The sequence below is a fragment of the Massilia sp. BAP21 genome, assembly GCF_057801335.1.
Map to the genome: position 1 here is coordinate 363,469 of NZ_CM173596.1, position 24,913 is coordinate 388,381.

The 24,913-nt window shown below is 50.0% G+C and carries 19 protein-coding genes; 7 read left to right on the forward strand and 12 right to left on the reverse strand.

All coding sequences use genetic code 11. From position 1 onward, the window contains the following. The first annotated feature begins 4 nt into the window (after positions 1–4). The gene (locus ACWYRN_RS01640) at positions 5–472 is read left to right on the forward strand and encodes a Mov34/MPN/PAD-1 family protein (RefSeq protein ID WP_488690835.1); all 468 of its coding nucleotides are present in this window, start codon (positions 5–7) and stop codon (positions 470–472) included. A 243-nt stretch (positions 473–715) separates the two neighbouring features. Here the strand turns inward: ACWYRN_RS01640 and ACWYRN_RS01645 are convergent, their stop codons facing one another. Continuing rightward, the gene (locus ACWYRN_RS01645; RefSeq protein WP_488690836.1) at positions 716–1,102 is read right to left on the reverse strand and encodes a group III truncated hemoglobin; all 387 of its coding nucleotides are present in this window, start codon (positions 1,100–1,102) and stop codon (positions 716–718) included. 409 nt (positions 1,103–1,511) lie between these two features. On the opposite strand from ACWYRN_RS01645, the gene ACWYRN_RS01650 reads away from it, so the two are divergent. The 4 genes from ACWYRN_RS01650 (at position 1,512) to ACWYRN_RS01665 (ending at position 6,375) form a co-directional block, all read left to right on the forward strand. After that, a complete protein-coding gene (locus ACWYRN_RS01650) occupies positions 1,512–1,754 on the forward strand; it encodes a hypothetical protein (protein WP_488690837.1) in 243 nt (80 codons plus the stop codon). Between the two features lie 257 nt (positions 1,755–2,011). After that, positions 2,012–3,214, forward strand: coding sequence for a GGDEF domain-containing protein (locus ACWYRN_RS01655; RefSeq protein WP_488690839.1), 1,203 nt, complete (start codon positions 2,012–2,014; stop codon positions 3,212–3,214). A 621-nt stretch (positions 3,215–3,835) separates the two neighbouring features. Continuing rightward, positions 3,836–4,957, forward strand: coding sequence for a sensor histidine kinase (locus tag ACWYRN_RS01660; protein ID WP_488690840.1), 1,122 nt, complete (start codon positions 3,836–3,838; stop codon positions 4,955–4,957). A 440-nt stretch (positions 4,958–5,397) separates the two neighbouring features. Continuing rightward, positions 5,398–6,375, forward strand: coding sequence for a sensor histidine kinase (locus ACWYRN_RS01665; RefSeq protein ID WP_488690842.1), 978 nt, complete (start codon positions 5,398–5,400; stop codon positions 6,373–6,375). A 76-nt stretch (positions 6,376–6,451) separates the two neighbouring features. Here ACWYRN_RS01665 and ACWYRN_RS01670 read toward each other — a convergent pair whose 3' ends face one another. Further along, entirely contained in the window at positions 6,452–6,886 is a 435-nt protein-coding gene (locus ACWYRN_RS01670; RefSeq protein WP_488690843.1) for a response regulator, read from the reverse strand. Between the two features lie 1,586 nt (positions 6,887–8,472). Between ACWYRN_RS01670 and ACWYRN_RS01675 the strand changes: the two genes are divergently transcribed. Further along, complete coding sequence (locus ACWYRN_RS01675) at positions 8,473–10,392, forward strand: sensor histidine kinase (RefSeq protein WP_488692759.1); 1,920 nt, start codon at positions 8,473–8,475, stop codon at positions 10,390–10,392. A gap of 128 nt (positions 10,393–10,520) precedes the next feature. On the opposite strand, the gene ACWYRN_RS01680 is transcribed toward ACWYRN_RS01675, so the two are convergent. Further along, on the reverse strand, positions 10,521–11,402 hold the full coding sequence (locus ACWYRN_RS01680; protein ID WP_488690845.1) for a hypothetical protein: 882 nt from the start codon (positions 11,400–11,402) through the stop codon (positions 10,521–10,523). A gap of 661 nt (positions 11,403–12,063) precedes the next feature. Between ACWYRN_RS01680 and ACWYRN_RS01685 the strand changes: the two genes are divergently transcribed. Beyond that, positions 12,064–12,354: a helix-turn-helix domain-containing protein gene (locus ACWYRN_RS01685; protein WP_488690846.1), complete on the forward strand. Its 291-nt coding sequence runs from the start codon at positions 12,064–12,066 to the stop codon at positions 12,352–12,354. 208 nt (positions 12,355–12,562) lie between these two features. On the opposite strand, the gene ACWYRN_RS01690 is transcribed toward ACWYRN_RS01685, so the two are convergent. The 9 genes from ACWYRN_RS01690 to ACWYRN_RS01730 form a co-directional block, all read right to left on the reverse strand. Then, positions 12,563–13,075 carry an HAD domain-containing protein gene (locus tag ACWYRN_RS01690; protein ID WP_488690847.1) on the reverse strand — a complete coding sequence of 171 codons (513 nt, stop codon included), beginning with the start codon at positions 13,073–13,075 and terminating at the stop codon, positions 12,563–12,565. Positions 13,076–14,272: 1,197 nt separating this feature from the next. Beyond that, positions 14,273–16,234, reverse strand: coding sequence for a hybrid sensor histidine kinase/response regulator (locus tag ACWYRN_RS01695; protein WP_488690849.1), 1,962 nt, complete (start codon positions 16,232–16,234; stop codon positions 14,273–14,275). 761 nt (positions 16,235–16,995) lie between these two features. Further along, on the reverse strand, positions 16,996–18,042 hold the full coding sequence (locus tag ACWYRN_RS01700) for a nucleotidyl transferase AbiEii/AbiGii toxin family protein (protein ID WP_488690850.1): 1,047 nt from the start codon (positions 18,040–18,042) through the stop codon (positions 16,996–16,998). Further along, positions 18,005–18,430: a DUF6088 family protein gene (locus ACWYRN_RS01705; RefSeq protein WP_488690851.1), complete on the reverse strand. Its 426-nt coding sequence runs from the start codon at positions 18,428–18,430 to the stop codon at positions 18,005–18,007. The genes ACWYRN_RS01700 and ACWYRN_RS01705 overlap by 38 nt, the downstream gene beginning before the upstream one ends. 814 nt (positions 18,431–19,244) lie before the next feature. Next, positions 19,245–19,580 carry a hypothetical protein gene (locus ACWYRN_RS01710; RefSeq protein WP_488690853.1) on the reverse strand — a complete coding sequence of 112 codons (336 nt, stop codon included), beginning with the start codon at positions 19,578–19,580 and terminating at the stop codon, positions 19,245–19,247. Positions 19,581–19,704: 124 nt separating this feature from the next. Further along, positions 19,705–19,977 (reverse strand): hypothetical protein, encoded by a 273-nt coding sequence (locus ACWYRN_RS01715; protein ID WP_488690855.1) that lies wholly within the window; start codon positions 19,975–19,977, stop codon positions 19,705–19,707. A gap of 410 nt (positions 19,978–20,387) precedes the next feature. Then, a complete protein-coding gene (locus ACWYRN_RS01720) occupies positions 20,388–20,867 on the reverse strand; it encodes a hypothetical protein (RefSeq protein WP_488690856.1) in 480 nt (159 codons plus the stop codon). Further along, on the reverse strand, positions 20,860–23,019 hold the full coding sequence (locus tag ACWYRN_RS01725; protein ID WP_488690857.1) for a site-specific integrase: 2,160 nt from the start codon (positions 23,017–23,019) through the stop codon (positions 20,860–20,862). Before ACWYRN_RS01725 ends, ACWYRN_RS01720 begins: the two co-directional genes overlap by 8 nt. A 14-nt stretch (positions 23,020–23,033) precedes the next feature. Then, positions 23,034–24,839: a hypothetical protein gene (locus ACWYRN_RS01730; protein WP_488690859.1), complete on the reverse strand. Its 1,806-nt coding sequence runs from the start codon at positions 24,837–24,839 to the stop codon at positions 23,034–23,036. Positions 24,840–24,913: the final 74 nt, after the last annotated feature.

A 24,913-nucleotide genomic window follows, 5' to 3' on the forward strand; every position in this document is an offset into this window, starting at 1 on the left:
ATGCATGAGATTTCGTCTCGACGGCGCAAGCTGGGACCTCGAGTTCGACCCAGGCGCAACCTCAGTGATGTACGCCAACGCCCAAGTCAAGCCGACTTCGGCCGAGTCCGTCGGGCAGCTCTACACTCGCGACCTGACAACCTCAACCGTCCTTATAGAACACGCTAGCCTGCTGAAACCGCAGCGCGCCAGTCGGGGCCGCGTCCAGTTCGACCCCAAGACCGCGTATGCCGAACGTGTTACGCTCTTCAAGCAAGGCCTGCATTGCGTCGGCATTTGGCATACCCATCCCGAACCGTACCCGTCTCCATCTGGCGAAGATAAGTTGCTGGCGCGTGACTATGCAGCTGCTGCGAAGCCTGCGCTCACTGGTATCGTTTTCGTAATCGTGGGGACGCTGCCGCCACCAGATGTATTCAGAGTCTGGGTGGATAACGGACAACAGCTGAGGATTGCGGAGTGTGTCCCTTAGCTTTGCTACCAGTCCTTCCCCCGCGTAGTTAGCTTAATCTTCGGCGTTCGTGGCACAGGCTTGCTCGGTGGGCAGTACGTCGTACAACACAGAAGAAGTAGTCGCTTATACAGTCCCGCCCAGAGTTGCTCTTGGGAACTCAAATCTGCGTACTGTGACTTCCAGGAATTTCCGGTTGAGCACTATAAATCTGGTTTACTCACGTCATGAGCGCCAAGAATACCCAATATTTGACCTTATTTCCTATACCGCTGGAGCGTGAACTTTGACACTGCCAAAGAAGCCAAATTGTAGACTATCGGCAATTCGTTCAGCCACTTGAACTGGCTCCTTCGCATCTTCGTCGCCGAAGACTTCAATCGCCGTTTTCCTGAACAGCGCGAGCCAATGGGCAAAGTGTTCTTTTTCGATACCGCTCAAAACCATGTGCTTTCCAAAAACGTTGCCTTGAAACTCACCGGTTCCTAGTAGAACTTTCGTCCAAAATGCGTACATTCTTGGCATATGTTCATGCCACCTGCCTGCCAATTTATCTTCAAAAACCGGCGATAGCACAACATCCTCTCGGACCCGTGCATAAAATTCATCGACTAAACGTACTATTGATGATTGCGTGATAGCGGCGGTCATGGTTTTCCTCTGTGCAGGTGCTCGTGCAAGGAACGATGGTCTCCCAACAGCAGTCAAAGGAAGAGCATGTTTCCACCAACAGCACAATTCTATCAAAGTTGCGTTTCGAATGCATGTTAATGCTGCCGTTAACTCACACGATAGTCTGCTGGCTCAAGGCAGCAGTTCGCATGTCCAAGCCTCGTCACAGACACAGAGCTAGAGCCAGGTCACGAAAACTGCGTCGCTACATATAGTCCTTCTTCAGTTTGCTGCCCGGGGCACCATCAGTCAGCTGCAAATAGCCTTCACCATCGAGTAGGTCTTCTCTGCAGTTAGTTGCAGTCAATTTATGCAACGGAGCAGATGGAAGACTCAATTTGTTAAGCGGGTGTCGCTATACATGGCAGAGCCAAACAAAGGAACTGACATGCAAGAGTTTATTATTAACGCCGGTATCATTTTCGCCCTCTGCTCACCGACTATCGCAATCATTGCATTTAGCATCTACAAAGGAGATTTTGCGCAAACTAGGGAGGCACCGCTGCCGCCAGACGAACTTGAGTTGCGTAGAAGAGAGAACGAAACCATGCTTCGCCATGAAAGAAGAGCGGCTCATGAGCGTCACTTCAACAACCTTGCGAGGCAACAGATGTCGGCATTCGAAAAGTGATTCAAGCCCCTTGAGCAACCGCTCGAGGGGTTTTTTCCAAGGGTTCAGTAAGCCGGTTGACCAGAGGTCAGCAGGCCCGTCTCGCGCCCCAGTCGAGGGAAGCGGCCGACCGTAGGTCTACTAGAATCAGTAGTTTCGGTTGTCTGTGTTCACATCTCGAACCCGGCGCCCTGATGCTCCGGACTTTCGCCGGAAACCAACAACGACACGCTCCTCATACCCGGTTTTATAGCTTCAACGCTCATGAGCGTGAGACAATGTCCGCACAGAAACCTTTCAGCCCGTTGATGAATCTGCTTGCACAATTGCGGAAGTTGAAGCCTGCACCCTATTTCGTGATTCCCGCGTTCGCCACAGAACGCGGTCAAGCTATCGCACGTCTTTGCTGGGCCCCAGCCTTCGCCACGTATTTGTCTATGCATGTCGAACTTAGAGACACGCCACAGTACACGACAGCATGGATGCTCACAGTCGCCCACCTCGTCTTCGCCCTTGTGACATGGAGCTTGGTGTTCAAGAATTTTGGAAGCAGTCATGTGCGTAGAGCAATCGTCGCGGTTTTGGACCAATTGCTGATTGCAGCAACGCTCTATCTCACTGGGGAAGTTGCAGCTCCTTTCATATTGATGCCTTTGTTGCTCACATTTGGAAGCGGCTTACGCTACGGTAGGACTTATGCCATTTTCTCCAAAGTACTCAGCTCGACATTGACCTGTGCGGTACTGCTACACTCACCCTACTGGAGGCAATTTCCACCAATCCAAGCTGGGTTAGCAATTGCGATTGCCCTCCTCCCCTTCTACGTCTTCCGCTTGACCGATGCGCTTGCTTTAAAGATGCGCACTGACTCGCTGACCGGTCTGCGCAATCGGGTCAGCTTCGATGAACTACTGGACGATGTTTGCCGCGGCGCCGCTACAGCAAGCCGCGGCAGTGCTGTCGTGTTCCTCGACTTGGACGGGTTCAAACAAATTAACGATGTTCAAGGACACGATGGCGGCGATTTGGTGCTCAAGCATGTAGCTCACTGGCTTAGCGTTGAGTTAAGCCCGTTCGGAGTTGCCGCCCGGTTCGGCGGTGACGAATTTGCAGTCATTGCCAGCACGCTAAATGCAAGGGAAGAGCTAGAAATCGCGTTAACCCGATTCCTGAAGCGGACAGTCGATGTGGGCGCGCTTTTCGACAGTCCATTAGGGGCGAGCATCGGGGTCTACTACATTGAGCCGGCCACAGCTACAACTCCAGGATTTGTTTCCAAAGCAGCCGACCAGCTGATGTACAAAGCAAAAAAGCTGGGGAAGAGCCAATTTGTCACCTCGACAAATCGCATTTTCACCAAGGACGGCGAGTTGATTGAGAAGATTGCGATGTCGCTAGCTGTAGAAAAAGATGGGCTCGCTGCCGCCCACTCGGTGCTTCTAGACAACCGACTTGACGACCTGGTGCGTTCACAATTGTAGGACCATATCGCAGAAACGGTCGCCATGGCACCAAGCAGTCAGGTCAAGGCACCCAAATGGCTGTCACTCTGTTCTGCTATTCTAAGTCGACTAGTGTATCCACTAAGGTCGAAATCTTTAGCGTACGAAAGGTTGACCTACCTCCATTTCAAGTTTCCTGATATCACGGCCGGTAACGGGTGAGCCTCGTCTTAAGTACAACCGCTGAGTGTGCCGATTGACAATCCGCTGATGAAGTGTGGCATAGTTCAATCGTGAGTTGCATTTCAATCAGAAGCACTCATAAATTGTTCATGCATGTGAGCGCGGCCTCAAGAACCGAGACCGCTGCTTAATGGTGTCACCTATCGCTCGCATTTTGACTGCGCTCCTAGGTGTCAACTAACAAAATTCTCGAAAAGCGTCGGGACGTGCGAGTTGCGAAAGCCATAGTCCTCTCATCATTTCACTGGCCACCTTCACTTTCGCAATGTCTGGAGGAATAGTACGTCCACATTCTCATCCACATGTACGCCGCCCCATTCTTACCAGAAGTTACGTCCAGGCGACCTTGCTGATGTACACTTAGTCTCTACTCAGAAATTGCATTCGTTCCAATGTAGCAAATCAGGGAGCATACGCATGGACGACTCAACCGCTGTAAACGCATTGTCTGGTGCGGCTGATGTACCTGACCGCCTTTTCGGATTGCGCGACGTCATCTTCAATCGTTGGCAAGATTGCGTTCGCCATACAATCCCTGAAGCATCTAGCCTTGATGACAAGATTCTTACAAATGCACTAAAGCGATTCTTTGACGAACTAGTCTTTGCCATAAGGAAGGGTGCTCCTTATTCCGTTGGAACGTCCGGGGTTGGCCCAAGCGCTTCACATGGCCGGGAACGAGCCAACTCAACTGCATATGGACCAGAAGAAGTACTGCTAGAACTACAATTATTCCGGCAAACCCTTCTCGAGGTCGCCGACGCTAATCACGTGATATTGAATCGAACTCACCGGTCTGTCATCGGACGGTCTATTGACACAGCGATGCGTGATGCAATCAATGCTTTTGCAATTGTTCAGAAAGAGGCCGGAGAAACTTTTATCACCTCTCTCTCTCATGACCTACGCAATCCACTTCATGTTGCAAACGCTTCTGCGCAACTAATTCAACTAAAAACGCATGATGACAGTGTGTTGACCTTAGCTCGTCGAATAAGAAAAAAATTAGCTGATGTTGACGAAATGATTGAAACACTGCTTGATGCAGCATTTATTAAAGGAAGAAAGAAATTACGTTTAGTCATACATCAATTTAATATGGCTGCACTCGCCAAAGAAGTTTGTTCTGATATGTCTTCCGATGAGCGTCCAATACAATGCACTGGAGAAGACGTTGAAGGTTATTGGTGCTCATCGTCAATGAGAAGAGTTTTCGAAAATTTATTATCGAACGCAATAAAGTATGGTTATGCAAACACATCCATCGCCATAAACATAAAACAACTTGACGGGATTGTTTGCATCTCGGTCCATAATGAGGGCCACCCAATCCCTGAACATGAGCGCCATCTATTATTTAGCACATTTCACCGCTTTGAAGATATCACTGTAACTGGATGGGGACTAGGTTTGCCCTTTGTTCGGTTAGTAACAGAAAGCCACGGCGGTGTAATTACTGCAAAGAGCACTGCGGCGGACGGGACCACATTTTGCATCAACATGCCAATTGATTGCCGCTCATATAACGCAAGCAGCTGATAGGTGTGTTTAGCTAACAGAACTTGAAGCTCCGATAGCAATTCTTTCCAAACCTCATCTAGTTACAGCAACTCCGCGATAACTTTGGTTATTCTCTATTTCTAGTTTAGCTTCGATTGTTACCACAACAGCGGTCGGTGCGACAGTTTGTGTCTTGTACCAGTACTGTCATGGTAAAGTTCAGTGTACGCAACCGAGGCTTGGTCTCATCTTCTGTCGTGCACTCGTTTGCTTATGACAAGCAGCCTGCATCTGGAGCCTTGCTTCCTAAAATTTGTACTTGAGAGAGTTTGATGACCTTTGGGACCGACCAAAACAGTAACAATGGTGACCTGTCGGCAACGTCTACGCAGTTCCTAGCTATAAAAGACGCTGTGATGATTCGATGGGAAGCTGAGACGCGTCTACGAGTAAAGGGAGCCGACATATTATTGAGTCCTATGCTGACAAATACACTGCCCGCATTCTTGGAAAATATCGCCGAATCGTTAAGCGCGAACTATCCACGCAATCTTGCGACAAGCAACACAAACGCTGCGGCCGTGCATGGCGGAGAACGTGCTCGTACCACTCATTATGGCCCAGGTCAGGTAATTCAAGAGTATCAGATTCTACGTGAATCGATTATGCTAGAGGCAACTGGGAAGGTAATGCTGACTACGTTAGATTGGGCAATTATTGACGAATCTATCAACTCGGCTGTGCGCGAAGCCGTTCAGGAGTTTTTTACTCAGCAAGACAAGCTTCGCCGAACAGTTGCGGCAGCTCTTTCGCACGACATGCGTACGCCTCTCTCAGTGGTGTCACATGGTGCTCATCTAATACAAACGTCAACAGATATAGCGCTTGCTCATCAAATAGCGGGGAAAATTTCGTCCAGCGCTACTCGACTTAGCGAAATGATGGGCGAGTTACTAAACGCATTAACAATCAATACTGGAGAAAAGCTTCCGTTAAATCTAAGTGAATTTGATATGTCCGACCTTACACGTGAGGTTTGTCTCGAATATAGTAAAGACACCGGTGCGGCAGTCGAAGCCAACGCAGAATCCACCCGCGGCTATTGGTGTCGGAGTGCTGTAAGAAGAGCACTTGAGAACTTATTGAATAACGCAATCAAATACGGCGACGGCAATTTAGTCAATATTGCATCCAAACAGCAGCGCGGCAGACTTATTTTATCGGTTACCAATACCGGCAACCCAATCGAAAAATCTCGAATAGAAACTTTATTTGAACAAAGGTTTCGCCCTGGAGCAAGTCATTCAAGCGGCGGATGGGGAATTGGGTTACCTTTCGTCAAACGTGTCGCAGAGAGCCATGGGGGAAGCGTCGCAATCGATAGCTCTGAAGCAACCGGTACGGCTGTGCTAATCGACATTCCTGTAGACTGCAGACCGTTTGTACATCCAGTATAGTTTTCAATCCTCTCTACAAGCATCTCACCTCAATTTTACTTTGTTGGTAGCTTCCCGCTCCTTTCTCTCTTTGAATTCAATGCTTAAGCGCAAATATTTCAAATAGCCTTTGAATTGCTATTGGTTTCACAAGGTGATAACTAAAACCTTCAGATGCTGATTTTTTTAAATATGCCTCAGAGCCATATCCTGTATGTGCGGCATACACGGCATTACATGTATTGGGTTTTGCACGGAGTTGCGCTGCGAGTTCATAACCATCCATCTGCGGCAATCCAATATCAAGTAAACAAAAATCAAAAACTTTTGTATCGGCGCATTCTAACGCCGCTTGCGGTGTGTGCTCAACTAATACATCGTGTCCAAGATGACGCAGAAGCGCAGCAGTCGTTACCGCTAAATCTACGTTATCATCTACGACAAGAATGCGCAGAGGAACTAATTTAGTTTCGTGATTTTCGCCCAACATGGCTTTAACCCCTTGGCCGCAGCCAATAAACTTGAAACGCATACTTTGCACAATTGAGCCGCGACAGTTGTGCGCACTTCGGCAACTAGGTGAACTGCAGAGATAAAATTTCAAAAGCTGTGAACGCCCGCACGCTCAGCGACGATGTTCATTTAAACCTATACCGCATTGTACGCTTATAATGCGGTGACAGGTGTTCAGAATGCGTCGTTCGCAGCTGAGTGCTCAACTTTCCAAGATATGAGTGGCTCAAAAGCCAATTTGAAGTGCTATTTTAAGCACGCTCGGTGACACTTGGTCGCCATGAAAAGGCCAGTAAGCGAAAACACGAGTTGAGAGATTGATGGAATCAACATCGATTGACTCCGGAAGGCTTCGGAGTATGGACTTTTGGTGCGATGATGTATGGCCCAGGACTATCTCAATACTGTAATCCAGCGTCTACAAAGGCGGGGGCTGGGTGCGGTCGGGTGCGTCGATGCTCGATGGTAAAAAACAAGGGGAATTCCGCACATATATTGAAGTGTTCTAGCACCCGTCAGCGGCCCCTACTGCGCTTGGAATTATTGTATGAGACCGTGTTCGGCTTTCAATTACAAAATCGTTTTGCGGACCACGTAGTTCGAAATCGTTAAATTGAACTAAATATCAGATTGCGATAAATATTTCGCGAGTTCACGCGACGGGCAGCAACAACCCAGGAACAATATAGATTATTTTTTTAATGTCGCTCTTATACCTGGCAAATGTGGAACGCAAACGCACACGTTCGCGTTTAATTTGTCAGCAGCGACTTTGTCGAAGATATAGAAGGCAGGTCACGATGCCTGCCAAATTTAAAAATTACCGATTTCCGTCATTCTTATGACTTTGGCGCCCTGCCTCGGCGTGTTGCTCAGGCGTACCGCCACGGGTTCCGGAACCTGAGTTGGCAGAACCTGATTGCTGGCTACCTGTATTTTTGTGGCTCTGACGCCCTGCTTCAGCGTGCTGTTCTGGAGTGCCGCCACGGGTATTGGAACCCGAGCCGCCGGAGCCAGACTGTTGACTACCATCATTTTTGTGGCTTTGACGACCAGCTTCAGCGTGCTGCTCCGGAGTGCCCCCGCGGGTACCTGACGATTTGTTACCGTTGTTTGAGCTCATTTCAACCTCCTAAGTTAATTTCGCTAAAATCTGAATGTGAACGCGTAATGAACACCATCCATTCCGGCATGATGCGCTCGCTTGCGCTAAGCCGGCGTAGGCGCATACGCTGCTGCCTTGTAGGAGTAATTCACACCTACCAGCAAGGATTTTCTGGTCATCCCGAGCCAGTTGATGAGGGCTCTGGGTACTACGAAACAACAGAGTGATAGTGACGGGTGACGTCACTGACCGCTCATCTTGCACTCCTACCTGAACGGTGGTACTGGAATCCGCGAGCTCACTTCGGTAGCGTTTGCTTCCTTGAACCGCACAGCACGACATGTCAATCGCGCGGGTTTCATGTACAGTCTGTTTGCCTGTTCTAGGTCTGTACGCAGCCACAAGCGGCAGCTTTCCCGCAATTTCGTTTTCGAACACCATCCATGGACCTGTCAGTCTACAAAGCTATCTTCCGGTGCTCTCCGTACCCATATCTTGTTATGGACACAAACTTAACAATTCTTGGCGCCAGTGGAGCTTATCTTCGCTCTGTCGGAAGAACTGAGGTGGAACTTGTAGGCAGGTATGCGTTTGACGCGTTTCCTCCTAACCCTGCAGACCCAGGGTCAACCAATATGGAAGAGGTGAAAGCGTCGATTGCTCGTGCGTTAGCCAAGGGACAGCCCGACACCACGCCATTTCTTAGGTATTCGGTTCCGGTTCAGACGCCAACGGGTACAAAGTTTGAGAAGCGTCACTGGAGCACCGTTCATACTCCTGTGATGGACGAGTATGGCAAACCATTTTTGTTGCTTCAGAATGCCATTGACGTAACGACGTTATATCACGTTGATGAAGAATCAAATGAAGTCGTACTAAAAGAGAAACCTTTCAGCAGTAATCAAACTGAAAACTTCAATCAGGCTCAGATGCATGAGGCCCTCTCACGCATTTTAAATAATGAACGCGAGCACTTGCGTAGTTTATTCGACCAAGCCCCAGGCTTCGTTGCTGTTCTCATGGGCCCCAAACATGTATTTGAGCTTGCTAACAAAGCTTATTATCAGCTCGTTGGTCATCGAGAAATCGTCGGGAAGCCTGTCTGGGAAGCATTACCAGAAGTTGCCGGTCAAGGTTTTGAAGAATTCCTTGAAAGAGTCTACTCATCAGGTGAAACTTGGGAAGCTCGAAATGTACCGATTTCTGTACAGAGGGAACCAAATGGACCTATTACACAGAGATACGTAGACCTTGTTTACGAACCATATCGAGACAAAGACGGCCAAACGATTGGTATTTTTGCTCAAGGATATGATGTCACCTCGGCAGTTGAAGCTGAGGTTGCGCAGCGTGAAAGTGAGGAACGTCTCAAAGATGGATTGGACGCAGCCAAGATGGTAGTGTGGGACTGGAATTTGACATCAGGTGACCTGGAATATTCTGACAATGTTGCTAGCGTCATGGGCTTCACACCAAAGAAAATGGGAGTGGTTGCGGACAATATCCATCCGGATGACCGCGAAATCATCCGAAGAGCTCACGAGAAAGCACTATCTCATGTTGGGTCTTATCAAGTCATCATTCGTTTCGTTCGTCCTGACAATGGCAAGCAAATATGGGTCGATAGCCGAGGACGAGTGCGGTATGACGCTCAGGGCAAGCCTATCGGCATTCGCGGTGTGACCGTCGATATTACTGAACGTCATCGAGCCGAGCTCGACTTACGGGAAAGTAATCGGCGCAAAGACGAGTTCTTGGCAATGCTTGCACACGAACTTCGGAATCCGTTAGCACCTATTTCATCCGCGGCCGAGATGTTGAAGTTTGTGGCGCATGGCGATGCGAAAATCACTCGAGCTAGCGAAGTAATTAATCGTCAAGTTAAACACATGAGTGCACTTGTTAATGATTTACTCGATGCATCTCGCCTCACGCGCGGCCTTGTAGAAATCGAAAAGAAAGTAGTTGACATTCAATCGGTCATAGACAGTTCCGCTGAACAATCAAGACCCCTAATCGAATCGAAAAAACACTCACTCATTATTTTGAATAACGCTCACCATTGTTTAGTGCTAGGAGACCAGACTCGCCTGGTTCAAATCATTACAAATCTTTTAAACAATGCCGCCAAATACACTCCGAACAACGGCGAAATAATTCTAAAAGTTTCGACAGAAAACCAGCGAGTGCGCATTGAGGTAAATGACAACGGAATTGGAATTGATGAAGATTTGCTTCCACATATATTCGACCTCTTCACTCAAGCAGAACGTACCCCTGACCGTTCTCAAGGCGGACTTGGCATAGGATTAGCGTTAGTAAAGACTATGGTGCACCTACATGACGGAGAAATAGAAGTCACTAGTAATGGTCTCGGACGAGGAAGCAAATTCACGGTTCTATTACCCCTTGTGAATTAAGTGCCGCGCCACTTCTCGCCAATCGAACTTATACTTGTGAGATGGTCAGCCTTTTCTATTAGATGTGCATTGTGTTCGCAAGAGAGGAGCATATTCATCACCTCTCTTGTGCCACTATTACTATGAAGTTACTTCAATTTCGAACTGTTGTTGGTGCTGATGCGGGAGCGCAGTTCCGCTAGGCGCTGTGCGACAGCGGCGCAGTCAGCTGCTTGAATGAGGCCTTGGCTGTCCGCCTGATAGAACGGGTAGCGCAGGGTGTAATCGCGCGCGAAGCCGGTGAAGCAAGCAGATTCCATCAGGAAGTCCGGCACCAGGTACTTGCGAACGTACTCGTTTAACCGGGGTGCCGCCAGCGTCCCGTCCGAGCCCGCAACCTTCTGCGAATCCGGGACCTTTGCGTCCATCAGCGCCTTCAGCGTCGTCGGCGCGGCCGGGTCGAAGGTTGCGGCCGTCCAGGCGCCGGCTACGATAGGGGCGCCGCTGCCGTCGACACCTGTCGCGGCATAGTCGCTCTGCGCCGAAGCACCGAGCACGCGCGTCACGTCCTTCGCTGGCAGGTCGAACATCACGCCTAAGGCTTCCAAGCCCTGGAGCAGTTGGCCAGCGTCCAGCGACTGCATGTCGTAGTACTGAACGTCGCTCTTGACCGCGCCCTGGAGCAGGTTCAGGTATACGGTACTGTCCGACAGCAGCGACAGGTTCGCGGAATCCAGTTCGAGCACGTTGCGGGCGCCAGCCGAGAAGGCATTTGCCAGGGTTTCACCCTTTCTGGCGCGGCTTGCCATTGCACTCGCGGCGATGTCGGTTAGCGGCGAAACCTTAAAGTTGTTGTAGCTGGTCGTGACGAACGGAGCCACCAGCTGCTGAGTGCCCGCCGGCTGGGTGGTGTTGTCCAGCGCACGAACCGTAGTGCCGCCGGTTGCCACCAGTCGAATCATGCCCATCGGGGCTTCGTTCGTGTTGACCGTGAAGTAGCCGTCTTTGTCAGCAGTGACCGCAGCACCCAAGGCGGCGCCTGAGGAGCCGTTCGCCTGCACCGCATATGCAGTGACGGTCGCGCCAGCCGCGGCAGTGCCGTGGATGACTTTGGTTGGGCTACCGGGTGCGGCCGTGCCGGTCAGCGGGTTAGTGATGGTGGTCGGGGTCGGAACCGGTTGGGTGGGGTTCGTGCCGCCAACAGGAGGAGTCGGGGTAGCGCTGGTTGAGCTCCCTCCCCCGCCTCCACACCCGGCCAAAAGTGCTAAAAACGCTATCCCTAACGATTTATTTCGTGCATTCATTATTCTACGTAAATTCCGGAGGGGCGCCAGCTCGGCACTGGCACCTTTCATGGATGAGAGAAGTCACACAGCCATATGTACAAAGACGTTCTTGGCACATGAATGTCTATGGACTGACGAAGCAGAATGGCGGCTCAGATTGCTGAAGCAGCAGGGAGCGGCGACCGTCTGTCTTTGTGCGTGCGTCATCTGCAAGATGTTTCGCACCAGCAACTCTACGGCAATTATCGTATTACATCAAGTTTCTTGATGTGTTATGCCATTTGATTTGTGTAGGTAACAGTAGACGATGTTGCATTTTTGTGAGGTCTACATGTCTAGAGTGCCTAAGGCAGCTAGTGGTACCGCCCTTGGCGTTCGAATCGGTCAGAACATAAGGTCTGCTCGCATGGAGATGGGCTTAACTCAGGGTCAGCTTGCAGAGGCGTTGGACATTGAGAACGTGACCATGTCCCGCATTGAAACCGGCGCGCAGATACCATCCATCACTCGACTTCAGCAGGTTGCGGATATACTTGGGACTACGCTTTCAATGCTGGTTGCAGAAACCGGCGAAAATAGCGATATTGCGATACTGCTCGCAGACGTCATCGTCGGATTGCCATCCAGAGAACGAGACTTTGTACGTGATTTTGTTTCGACCTACGCTCGTCATTGGAAAACTGGCCAGCCGAACTAGAGGTTGAGCAATCACTGCGAGCGGTCAGAACTACTCACTCAAACTGGCTTGTTGCTGCGGTATGCTTGCACTCTACGAGCACACACTACGCCAGACTAACGGATTCGAGAAACGCTGCTGACCTGCGCCTGGCTCGAGTGAGGCGACGCAGCGTAAGAAATGAAGTAGGTAGCTTGTTAGTTGCGCTACAACTGCACTCGAAAGAGCGTTAAGGTTTTTGAGCACACAGAGCCGATAGTTTAGCTTGGAGCTCTTCAGCGATACCGGGCTCAGCGAGGCCAAGTAGCCGGTCGACGGGCGCCACGACCCGGTGCAGCTCGTTCTTCGGCCAGCAGTACAGGTCGTCGTCCAAAGCGAGCCATCGTTCGAAGCCCCGCTCTTCTGCGTCAATTTGAATACAATAGTATCGCGCAGGCGGCTGAAAGCGCATGCCTGGGCGCCAAGTTGCGCCGATGACCCGCGCCCGTAGGTTTGGCGTCAGCTGCTCGAGCGCAAACTCTTGACCGAACTCCCTGACCCAAGACGTTGCGAGAATGATGCGTAGCGCTGGAAACGGCTGTAAGAGAGACTCAAGCAATTCGACATGCTCAAAAAGCGGATGAGATGTCGGCTTTCCTCGAATATAGACTTGTGGCCAGCGCAGCGCGTCGGTCGTGACTCGAACATCAGCTGGATGCAAGACGCCGTCATAGTCGAGGTAGAGTACAGTTTCATTGGTCATCTGTCCGAGTATACGCCATCGTTGGTACACTATCTCAATCACTTACAAAATTACACTGAGGCAACCAATGAAGCGCTACATAGACGGATTTTTAGAAAAATACATGTTCACCGTTGCCGGACGCATCAAAGTAATTCAAGCACTAGGGAATTTCGGCGTCGTTGGCGGAATAATTGTGACAGTTTTACTTCTATCAGCGACCTTCCTCTAACCTTCCTTTTTTCACACAATTACGTCGCATGAATACAGTAGAGAACTCTAAAAAAATCGAGTTGGATGACGCTTCATGCGAAACATTACCTAAACGCTTGCGAGGTAGACCAACATTCCAACCTGGATACGTTTATCATGTCACTCGTGGAACAAACCTTCCGAATATCAAACGATGCGGCTTGATTGCGCAAGACAAATCTGAGCATCATTATCCTTCGAAGAAAAATTGGTTCTCACCAAACTTGAGGCAGGCATATAAACTCTACGGCATCGATATAGTATATTCGAGGTATCGCTTCTTCTCATTTTTCGGTGGGAGCAAGTTTTCCGAAAACTATTTTCAAGGTATTGCAGTTTTGCGTTGCCGACCTGCACATCTTCTAGCACTCGACTACGTAGTCGACCGTCAATTGTCATTAGTTGGAGAAAAAAGAGTCGGACCGCAAACCATGGAATTATTTATTGACGGGCGCTGGATGTGGCTCAATAGAGTTAATTTCAAGTGGACTTTGTGGCCAACACTTCATAAGTGTACGAAATTTCTAAGAACTAGACCTTAACTCGAAGATTGCGCCTGACTGTCACCATAAGAACAACGCCAATACTCTCCAGTGCGCCTTGTCAACAGCGCTTGATATGCTTGACGCGTGAAGACACAGTGCCATGAAGACACAGTGCCAATTTGTGTGTTAGCCGCTGACCTCTAGTCAGCGGTTTTTTTTGAATTTATGGATGAGATTACGTCAATGACAAATGATTATAAGAATCGACAAGACTACCGCGCTCAAAATTGACCTTGTAATCAATTTGATGGCATCTCATGGCATATTGGCTGCAGCGCGTTTTCTCGGTAAAAATGAAATCCCACTCGACGTTTCCCTTCGAATACTTGGGCAGACACAGGGCGAGAAGCGCAAAGTCATCAGTTCGGCGTCGAGGTGAGAAAGATTTTAGTCCGTTTGACAGGGTTCGTGTCGTGTTTTGTCAGTGTTCGGTTTTTGAAAATACAGCGAGCACATCGTCGAGCATCACAGGTTTAACCAAAAAGTGGTCAAAGCCGGCATCGCTTGCGCGCTCTCTGTTTTCAGTTTTTCCGTAACCCGTTAACGCAACGAGCGTAGAGAACGCCGTGGCTGGATGCGCGCGCAGCCGACGCGCCAACTCATATCCATCGATATCTGGTAAACCAATATCTAAGAAAAAAACAGCCGGCGCTATTTTGTCAGCGATGGCCAGAGCATCCTGCGCGTTATAAGCAATAGCAACATCATGACCAGTGGCCTCCAACACCAATTGGAGCGTTTCTGCTGCATCTTTGTTGTCATCGACAACTAGCACTTTTGTGGTCATTAACGATAGCGGAGAAGATTTTTCTTCGTCAGATTGTTGAGCTGAATCAACAGGCGAAGCACGGGGCAACCATACGGTAAACCGACTGCCCTTTCCCATTCCGTCGCTATAAGCAGAAACTTTCCCGCTTTGCAGCTCAAGCAAACTCTTCACAAGTGAAAGCCCTAGCCCTAGCCCACCTTGCGCGCGGTCAGGAGTTCTTTCTGCTTGAGTGAATAAATTGAAGATATAGGGTAACAAAGTCGAGGAGATACCTACACCGTTGTCTTCAACAACAATCGTAACCTGGGCATCGTCTGCAACAACATTTAACGCTATGTGACCGTGTTCAGGCGTGTATTTTGCAGCGTTGTTTAAAATATTTGAGAAGACCTGAATCAGACGAGTCTTGTCACCACTCACGAACCACTGTGTATCAGGCACTTGTATGGCCAAGCTCTGCTTCTTCGCCTCGATGAGTGGGCGCACTTGCTCTACAGCCCCATTTACAAGACTACTAATGTTCAGTATTTCTTCCTGTAATGTTACAAGACCTCGAGTGACACGTGAAACGTCGAGCAAGTCGTCGACCAGCTCAGTCATATGCTCAACTTGACGAGTGATGACGTCACTACTCTTTCGCACACGCTCCTCATCAGAAGAGCTCAACTTGAGCAATGCAGCGGCAGTCGCAATTGGAGCGAGCGGATTGCGGAGCTCATGGGCAAGCATGGCAAGGAACTCGTCCTTTCGACGACTTGCCGCCCGTAGTTCATTTTCGCTATTCCGTAATGCTCTGTGGGCCGTCACCGTCGTAGTGACATCGCTGCCCTCTACGAAAATACCGGTAATGCTTCCGCGGTGGTCACGTGTCGGCTGATAGATGAAATTAACGAATCGTTCCTCAAGAGCGCAATTCGATTGACGCTGCAGCATGACCGGAACTTCGTTGCCGAAGTATGGCTTTCCCGTTTCATACACTTCGTCTAGGATTTCGTAGAATCCCTGGTTATAGAGTTCAGGAAGCGCCTCACGAATCGGCTTTCCAAGAATATCGCGACGTCCAACTAGTGACATATATGCATCGTTGGCGATGTCAAAAATATGATTCGGCCCTCTCAAAACCGCGATAATGCCTGGAGCCTGCTGGAACAACTGCTCAAGCCGCGTGATTTCCGCAGCACGATGGCGTTCAGCCAAGACTTGCTCCGTCGTTTCAGTGCATGCGCAAAACATACCGGCCACCTGGCCGCTTTCATCACGTACAGGCGAGTACGAAAAAGTGAACCAAGTCTCTTCGTCGTGCCCCGTCCGGTTCATGGTAAGGGCTAGGTTTTCATGGTAGACGGCCTGTCCACCCATGGCCTGCTCAATGATGGGAAGGATGTCGCTCCAAATCTCTGACCAAATGGTTTGGAAACGGCCACCCAGTGCCTTGGGGTGCTTTGCGCCCAAAATTTCCGCATAGGCATCATTGTATAAAAATCCTAACTCTGCTCCCCAAGCCAGGAACATCGGGAACTTCGAGTTAAGCAGCAATCCCACAACCGCGCGCAATGATTGTGGCCACGAATCGGGAGAGCCAAGAGGAGACGTCGACCAGTCGTGGGCTCGCATCAGAGCACCTACTTCTCCACCGTCGACTAGAAAAGTGTGGATTGGCACAATCGGGGAACCCATGCTGTTGCAACCTTTTTGACGAAACTGCGAGTTGAGAGACCCGAAGTATAGGGGAAGTAGCACGTAAAAAGTACATACTGTTCAGCTCAAACTGGACAAATCCACACAATTTGATGGTGGCTCGGCGATAGCCGCGCCGACGAAGCAATGCCCGCTCCCGTGCCAGCTTGCAGACCATTGGAAGTAGGTTAGCACGAGCTGCGTGCGAAGAAGAGAAGACTGCTCTTGCCTTCAAACAACGACGAACGTGGTGTCGACGGACCTCTGCCGCTTGTCAGAAGTGAAGCAGCTGGGTGAGACGCTCAAAGCGATTGCTACACAAAGCACACCTGCAAAATGCAAAGCAGCACTGTCGGCAGTTGGCGGCCACGGGCGACGGTTAAGAAGTGAGACACTGGGCAGCACGGGTACGTGTTGGCCTAACTCAGCTGCTCTTGGGTCAGCATTGCAACAACGGCTCGTTCTGAGGGAGTGTGTAGGAACTAATGCTCTGCCGAAGAAAAATCGAAGCCGCGAGGTACCTCGTGAAATGTACTTCAGCAGTTGCAGGTAACGCTTGGCGGCGTCGTAACTACAGGTATGGGAAAGAGTATTCCGGCCAGAGCGTATGACGTGCTCGCTAACGGCCGCCTAAACGACGTGTAGCGTTCCAGCCGCTGCGCGTTAGATGACCCTTAATCTTCTTCTCATGCCTTCGGCTAGCATGCTGCAAGGAAGTCGCTAGCTACTTGCTCGAAGACTGTAAAGGCTTCTTGGAAAGAAGGCGGCTCAATATCGTACACAAGTGGCATCAGGTGCTTAGTGTACTGCTCGTCCAGCTTGCCGTTAGTCTTAGCAGCAACGAGCGTGCGTTTGAGAACGCTGGCAGGGTCTGCATCAAACTCAGGGTTTTGCCCTTTAAACTCGTCCCGGTCGCTCTGCACTAATTGTGGGAAGATAAGGCGAGCGTCTTCAAGAGAGGTACCAGAGCTCTCGGCAATACGGGCCACATCGTAGACATGGCGCACCAGCGCTGGGTCCATGTCCCCCTTCGTCTGGTGGCCGTCCCACTTGTACGCGCAGCGGCGCAGTAACGAAAGAACCTTTTCTGCAGCCGTCTCTGCGATGGAAATGCAGTCAATTTCCAATGTTGCGGTAGGTTGCAAATTAGCCAGAGACTCGTAGAGGTAGCCAAATTGACGTCGCTCCACCGGCAACAACGGCTTACGCTGAATAAGCTCGAGTTTGAGCTCAGGACGTAAACTAGGAAACTCTCCGTATGCGCTCTGGTAGCCGGCACCGACGACATAGTAACGATGCCCATCCCGAATGCGCGGATTGTCTGCACCGTCAGCATACTCGAGTAGCGGAAAGCCCAGTTCTTCGAAGAGCTGAGGGATGCGCTCATGCAACGCCTTGAGACGCATTCGGTCGCCCCGCCCCTTCTTCAGAGGCTTCTCTGGCGGTGTGAGGATAACTTTGATATCGATGTCTTCCGACATCCGATTGATGAGACCATGAGCCTTGGAGAGGCACGTACCTCCTGCGAACACCAGTTGAATCCCCTGGTCATGCCGAGTCGTCTGTCCCTTACGCGCGTCGAGGTCACTGAAGTGGTCGTGATGGACCTCGAGTTTGCTCAGTCCTCGGAGTAGCTCAGTGATGTGAATGTCTTTTTCAGCGGTCTGGACTGGAAGGCCGCGTAGAAGGCCTTCTGCGGATAGGTCTTCAAGCGATTGCTTCTGTTCGGCTGAAATTGTTCTCATACTTCACTGAGCGGCCTCCTACCGCAATTTTCCTACTGATACGACGGTTCCCAGTGTTTGCAACAAAAGCACCAGGTAACTGTGTTGTCCGACCAGTGTTGTATGAGACGGCTGCCTGTCCTGCACTAACCTCGACTCCCATTTTTTTGAGAGCTTCTGAAGCTAGCGTTTCCAAGCTTCCTGCTGGGATAGTAGCTCCTGTCACCGAGCTCTTACGTGTCTTGGCATACACACCAGTTCCGATGCGGACAATCACACCGGTCTCTTGAAGGGTCTTCAGCGCTTCAGTGACCTGGCTAGCACTACCAAGCTTTGACACTTCTGCCCGAAGAATAACATTGCCGTTTCGTTGCTTGATAGACCGCAACATTCGCTCTATGAGTTTCATGGTGTAGCCTCCATAGTGTAAGGAGCAAAGTATAGCAACATGGTTTGGTTTGTCAAACATTACCCTTGTAAGACAATGACTTACATATACAAACCTTGCCGGCTACGGGGCAACTTGTGCATGAGGAACGATGCTTGCACATCGCCTTCGGCTGTGTTGATGAGACTGTCCGATGCAATAGTTGCTCTCAACGATTTGACCTCGAAGGAAGAGCACCAGGCCCAACCTCCCTCCAACGCTTGGCGCGGTAGCCAAGACTACCTGCTGGACTGTTAAGCAAGTGACAAAGAACTGTTCAATAAGAGGTCAGTCATGCCCTGCCCTCGCATCGAACAATGAACGTCACCAGGAGTCAGGACGACGACGAGCATGAATGGCGGACGTGCACTCCCACGCTGGCAAACCTCACATCGCAGCAACTTCCTCCACTGCTGCGTCCGTTCCGATTTCGTGAGCTTAGGTAGAGAGGCCGCAACCAGAGAAGGTATCGGCCTAGCACTCATGCCTCGTTAGAGTCCCGAAGCAGATTGAGGCCAGCTAGAGCATCGCGATTCACTGCCTTTGCTTCCAGCATCGTTCTCACGATTTCCGGTCTGAGGACCACTCGGTTGATGAGGCTAGATTTGCCTCATCGAAAATCCCGTTATGCAGAACCATGATTGCGACATCGCTAAACGTCATCTGCAATTGCTGAAGACATATTCACACGCAGTCTCACACCTGCGTTACCCCTTCAGCAGAACATTGAGTCCCATACGCAACTCCCTCACGAGGCTCGTTGCAATACGGGGCCAAGGGATGCTGTATTCATGATTCAAAATTTCAACCCATCACCGACTTGTATTATTTCGTTCGTCCAAGCGATTAAAAGACAAAGACCCAAATTTTTGACTCCCCATTTTCGGTACTCATCGCCCGCGTAACCGCCATAAATTTGGTTAAGCCGAGCTTCGTACTCTTCTCGCGCACCCTCATAGATATTAATCAGCGAAACATCAAAGTCTTCACCGGCTCGCTCTTGAAGCATCTCGACAACACGCTCTTCGTCTATAGCACGATGAACGTCCGAAATCGAAATATCCGAGTATTTCCCTGAATCTACAAGCTTATTCAATTGGAGAATCATTAGAGTCAAAGCATGAATATGCATCGCAATCCTTGTAAAAAAATTTAGCCACAAAATTTATAAGACACGAAAAATGAATTGAAGCAAACCGATTTGCTCGACTCAAGCCTTTTAATGGGACGCCTACTTTTAATAAAAAGCCTCACCTCTACTGAGCACACTCAGAAATTAATCTGAATATGAAAAAGTCGTCATCTGAAGGGAACTGGGCAACTGCGGCCAACGCCTCTGAAGTAGGTGGGATAGCGAAGGATACGCCGCTTTCCAAATAAACCAAAGTAATTCCTCGGCGTCGAATTTCTTGAGAAATAGCTGAGACGCTCGCACTTGAAAATATTACAGTGTCACTGACTGATAAACTGGCCAGCTGCTTGCCGCTGTCTTGCCGGAAAGATAGATAAGCGCTCTTATACAGCTTCATGGCATCGCCCTAAATTTACTAAGTCAACTTTATATCTAGTCAATAGATTGCAAGCATCATTGTCATCAATTTCCCTGGCAGCAAAGACTACTAAACCGAACTTTGCTCCATTTCCTCTCAACGGTAAACACATAGAAGAGTTTCATTAACCTTAAGAAGCCGGAGTGCCATGAATTTTCTCGGCCGGCGGGCAGGCAGCAGTTTTTTTGTGCTGCGCTCGCTTCAAGATATCATCTTCTCGTCAATAATACGCCACATTGAAACAAATTAGAGCACAGGTGACACTGGATTTTCCGAAAGACAATTAGAGCACGAACAGTCGCAAAGGCCGAGCAATATCATGTCAGTAAGTCTACTTACGAAAGACCTCAACCAACCAACGAGATGCCATCAACATTGCCAGTTGAACACTACAAATTATCGTTTCGAACGATGCTGGCAACTTTCCCTAGGTCAGCCAATTCTTTTACGAGTTTCGCATTGGCAGCGTTGGCAATCGCGGCCGCCTTTTCTGCTTTCACCCGTGCTGTGAAGTTTTCAAGAGCCTCGGATTTGTAGAGATTAAGCTGGCGGGACAGTTCTTTCTTATCCGCTCTTAGCGCGACAATAAGCTCAGTATAAGTAGTTGGTAAAGTATTCTTCGCAACCTTTGCCTCTTCAATTTTCTTTCTGACGCGAGGGTAACGGCAATCCTTCTCTTTACCTATCAGAGTTCTTGAGTGTCCTGCTTCAAGCGATACAGTCGATGGGTTAAGTGCCAACGCCTTGCGGGCCGCACGTTCTTTTAATCCTTTATTTCTTGGCTTTCCCTCTTGTATCCGAACAATTGCGTCAAGGAAGTCTTGTTCTATGGCGTCGATAGGTGGTTCAGTTATACGTTTCTTAGGCATCCATCTTCTCCAATTCGCGTGCAAGCTTGGAATCTATGTCCTCCATCTCCACGCCTATTTTTTTCAGAATTGCGAGCGCTTGATTCGCACGAAACTCGATTACACGCAGCTCTGGCGCAAGGCTACCGCGCTGTTTCCGCTCGACCGCTAACGAAAGAGCGTAGCCGACATATCGGTTGACCCAAAAATCTTTATGGCTTCTGTCCATGACCGCGTTCGCGCAACCAGCACATAAACTGGGCTCGCGGGTTTCGAGGTTCGGCTGATGCCGGACCCAAATTGGCGTTTCGGTCTCGTCGTGACACCGCATTTCGCTACGTTTGAGCGGTGCACACGTTGCGTACGGAGAGATAAACATCTTAATCTGGTTTTCGTCTATCCACTCTACGGTCTTGCTCCATCGCTCCGAAACAGGTAACCCATCCATTCTCTCTCGTAGCTTCTGAGCCTCGTTTTCGAGATGCTCGCCCATTCGACCAGCAAAAACGGAATGCTGATTGATTAAATCGAAAATGCCGTGATTGGTCCGCTGACGACTAATTGAGTCGAGAGCGTCGACAAGGACAGGATTCTTACCAATATACCCGCCTTCCGTCATCGCCAAACTGACGTGATGGAACTGCATTTGAATAACTGGCAGCAGTCGCGAATCACATGCCAACGTAAAGTTGGCCCAGCTTTTGCGAAGCATATGCGTTGTGAATATCGCTCCCTTGCTTTCACGCCAACGTACCAAGTCGTTATCGCTAATTTTGCGCGCGCTCTCGTCAGGCAGGTTGGACAGGTCGACGCAACGCTCCAGGAAGCGCTTCATGACCCTGCGTACACCGTCTCCCTTAATATCAGTTAGCGACGTCGAAGGCCGCGGTAGCGTCATGCCTGCGCGAGCGGACAAAATCAACTTCGTAGTCTTCGCCGCCTCTCGCCAGGGAGCGAAAAGCTTGTTTAGAATTATCAGCGCCCGCACAGCCAGTGGAATTTCCGCGCTTCCCATTGGTCGCATGCCCACTACCCAGTCAACTTCGTGGGGCGCCCCTTCCTTGGTCTTAGACAGTTCGGTCCGGATGACAAACCATTCGTACAAGCCCGTAAGGCTTGCTTCCAAGCGAACGCCTTTGGGAAGTCCCGTATTCTCGTCGATGCCTTCTTCAATGCCACATAATTCGCTAACACGCATACCCGACATGCCTTGCACAATGATAGCTGCAGCGTCGCGGACGGAATCATAGATTTCACGCATCTCGACCATTGCGGCACTATTTTTGACAGCAAGCGGCTTACGCCACGGTTGGGATTCTCCCGCCTGTATCGAAAATGAAAATTCGCGCAAAAATCTATTTTCCGCCTTCAAACGGTCTTTCTTCGCTTTCCCTTGCTCCCGGTCGTCTATGCCTGATACTTCGAAAACCTCCAGAAGTCGAACTACGTCATCGGCCGGAGCACCGAGCCAACGAGTCGCTGAATTAAAAAGAGGAATAGCCACCTCATCGGGCAAGGGCATAATCCAGCCTTGAGCCTTTGTCGCCAGCTTCAAAGCAATCGAATGCGCGCCCTTGCCGTCAAAAGGATGGTGGGGCAGTGGCTCAACATTAAAAAGTTTGAGGTGCTCACGCTGGTCCCACAAGCGTATTAGCGGCGCGAGCGCCCTATCGAAAACTGCAACACCGATACCCTCGTCATCTGCATCTTCATAGTGCTCGCGGGCTGAAACAAAAGCAGGAAGCTCGCTGATGTACTGCTCAATGATAAGCGGTGAGAGCTCATCGGGAGTCTGAATCCCTCGTGCGGACATCCATGACAGGAAGACGTTTAGCTCATTTTGAATTCCACCAACTGTGCCTGGACTAGGTGCCCTCCCCTTCGCAGGCAACGTAAGGAGCGATAGCATCAGTATTTTGGCCCAAGCAAGCCGAATCCTGTGTCGCTTATCGGTCAGCTTTGACTCATCAAACAGAGTCATTGCCCAGTTGATAGTACTGGTAGTGTTCCTGGAACCATTGGTTAGATTCGCAAATACCCACCGTACATCTTTAAACTGGCTGTGTTCGCTCACCCAATGGTCTGCCAATTCTTCCTGCGTCAATTCGTGCAAGTTTATTGGCTTCGGATGGACCAGCGTGCTGCTGGCCACCACTTCCAGGCTCTTTCTCATCGAACGTCTTTCCTTTATCCAACAAGCGGCAGTCGGACAACTACCTGCTGCGACCGCAAGAGAACATCTTCTGGGACAAGAGCAAGCAACGCTCGAAGGTCGCTCAGAACCGGCGCCCAGCGCCTAAGCCAAGTTTGCGAACTCATAATCGCCTGACTTTTGAAAATCGAATCGACAAGTGCGTTATAAAATGCAACGCTATCCGGGTCTTGAGGGAATGCACCCGCAAGAGGACACGCAGGACAGCCGCCATAATCGCTGCATAGTCGCCCAGGTAACTGATTAGGCCGCGGACTAGCAAATGGGTCTACGCACATGAAGCCAGGGGTTGCCGCTCCCTTATCTGCCTGTGCCGTCCGGATACGTGGGTCCACCCGGCCCTCGCTATCAAACCACCGGTCTCGCAGCAAGAGAATCTGTCCGATACGTTCGCGATATTGTTTCCTAACCCCGTCACTGGTGTAATGGGTCCAGGTAGTTCTCACGCTTCCATGATTTCCGACGCGAGCCGCAGCTTCTAGGCTGCCATCAAGAGTTTGAACGAGATTGAGCACTGTTGGTCGCAATTGTGACAGCGTAAAGCGTTTAAGGTTGTTTTGCTCAACAAAGCTCTTCAGACTAAACTGCCAAACGGAGTCGTTACTTGGCCCCTGAAAGGTAGAGCCCAACTTACCCCAACTTTTGGGATTCTTAATGCCAGTACTTTGTAAGAATATAAAGATGAAGTCTTCATGTCCTTTGCTTACAAAAGGCCGCATGCGCGCTGTGTAATTACGCAACAACGTAAGCAGACGAGATAGACTTATTGAAGAGCTCACACCGGCGTTCGGGTCCAGAAGCCGCACAAGGTTATCTGTCGCGCGTTCTTTGACTCCGATTATTTCTATCATAGGAACGCCGGCGACATCTTTTTGCATATCGATATTATTCCATTTAAGCCATAGAGCTGTGTCCGGGTTAAAGACGGCCGCTATGGTAATTAGGATTGCAAATGGAACCAAATCATGACTGGATGGATGAAAGTATCTCGAAAGGTCAAGGCCATGCTTTCTTGCTAATCGTCTCATTGACAAAGAGAGGCTCTTGTGCTCATCGGCAACAACCGATATCTCTGGAATTACTCCGGGATACAGTTCATCCAACGTCGCGAGCGCGGTATCGAGTTCAAATGAAGTTCTATGTGAATAACCAGCAGATGCCTCGACATAGGCTAGTTTTCGTTTACCAAAATCAATGAGCTCCGACCCTCGGAGGTACCGAGCTTCCACAGCCAACACTTCCTTTTCGGCTGCCTCCATGATTCTTAACAACTCGTCGAGCGATAATACTTCTGTAGGGATAATCGTCTTAACACGGCCGATGGGTCCGGCAGGTACGCGTCTTGCTATTCGTTTTCCAAGATTAGCCAGAGGTTCATTTGTTAGCGAAGCCAAAACGTTTCTCAACGAACCAAGATAGTCCGCGATTGTTCCGCCCGAAAGCGCTCTACCGCTTCTTCCTTTTTCAAGATTGAGATGAGAACGATAAGCCAATAGGATTACATCATCAATTTCTTCGGGATGAAGGCGTTCACCATATCTTAGTCGAACGAACTTAAAAAAACCGAGTTTCAAACTTCCTGCTACGGCGCGGTAGGTTCCCGCCTTCTGCCCGGAACAGTATGCGAGAAATGCTGGCCCGAACAACGGCAACAGATTAGGAAATTCCAGCATGAAGCTGATATCGATACGAATCGGCTCGAACCCACCAGGCTGTGGAAGGACAGCATGGTAGGTAGGGCGGCCGGTCTTCGAATGAACACCGTGTTCCAGGCGCCTCATCGGCAACTCTGGAATATGGCCCCTAGCTTCCTTTCGCCGAGCTGCTTGAACGGCTACGCTGGCGCCGGCGCTTA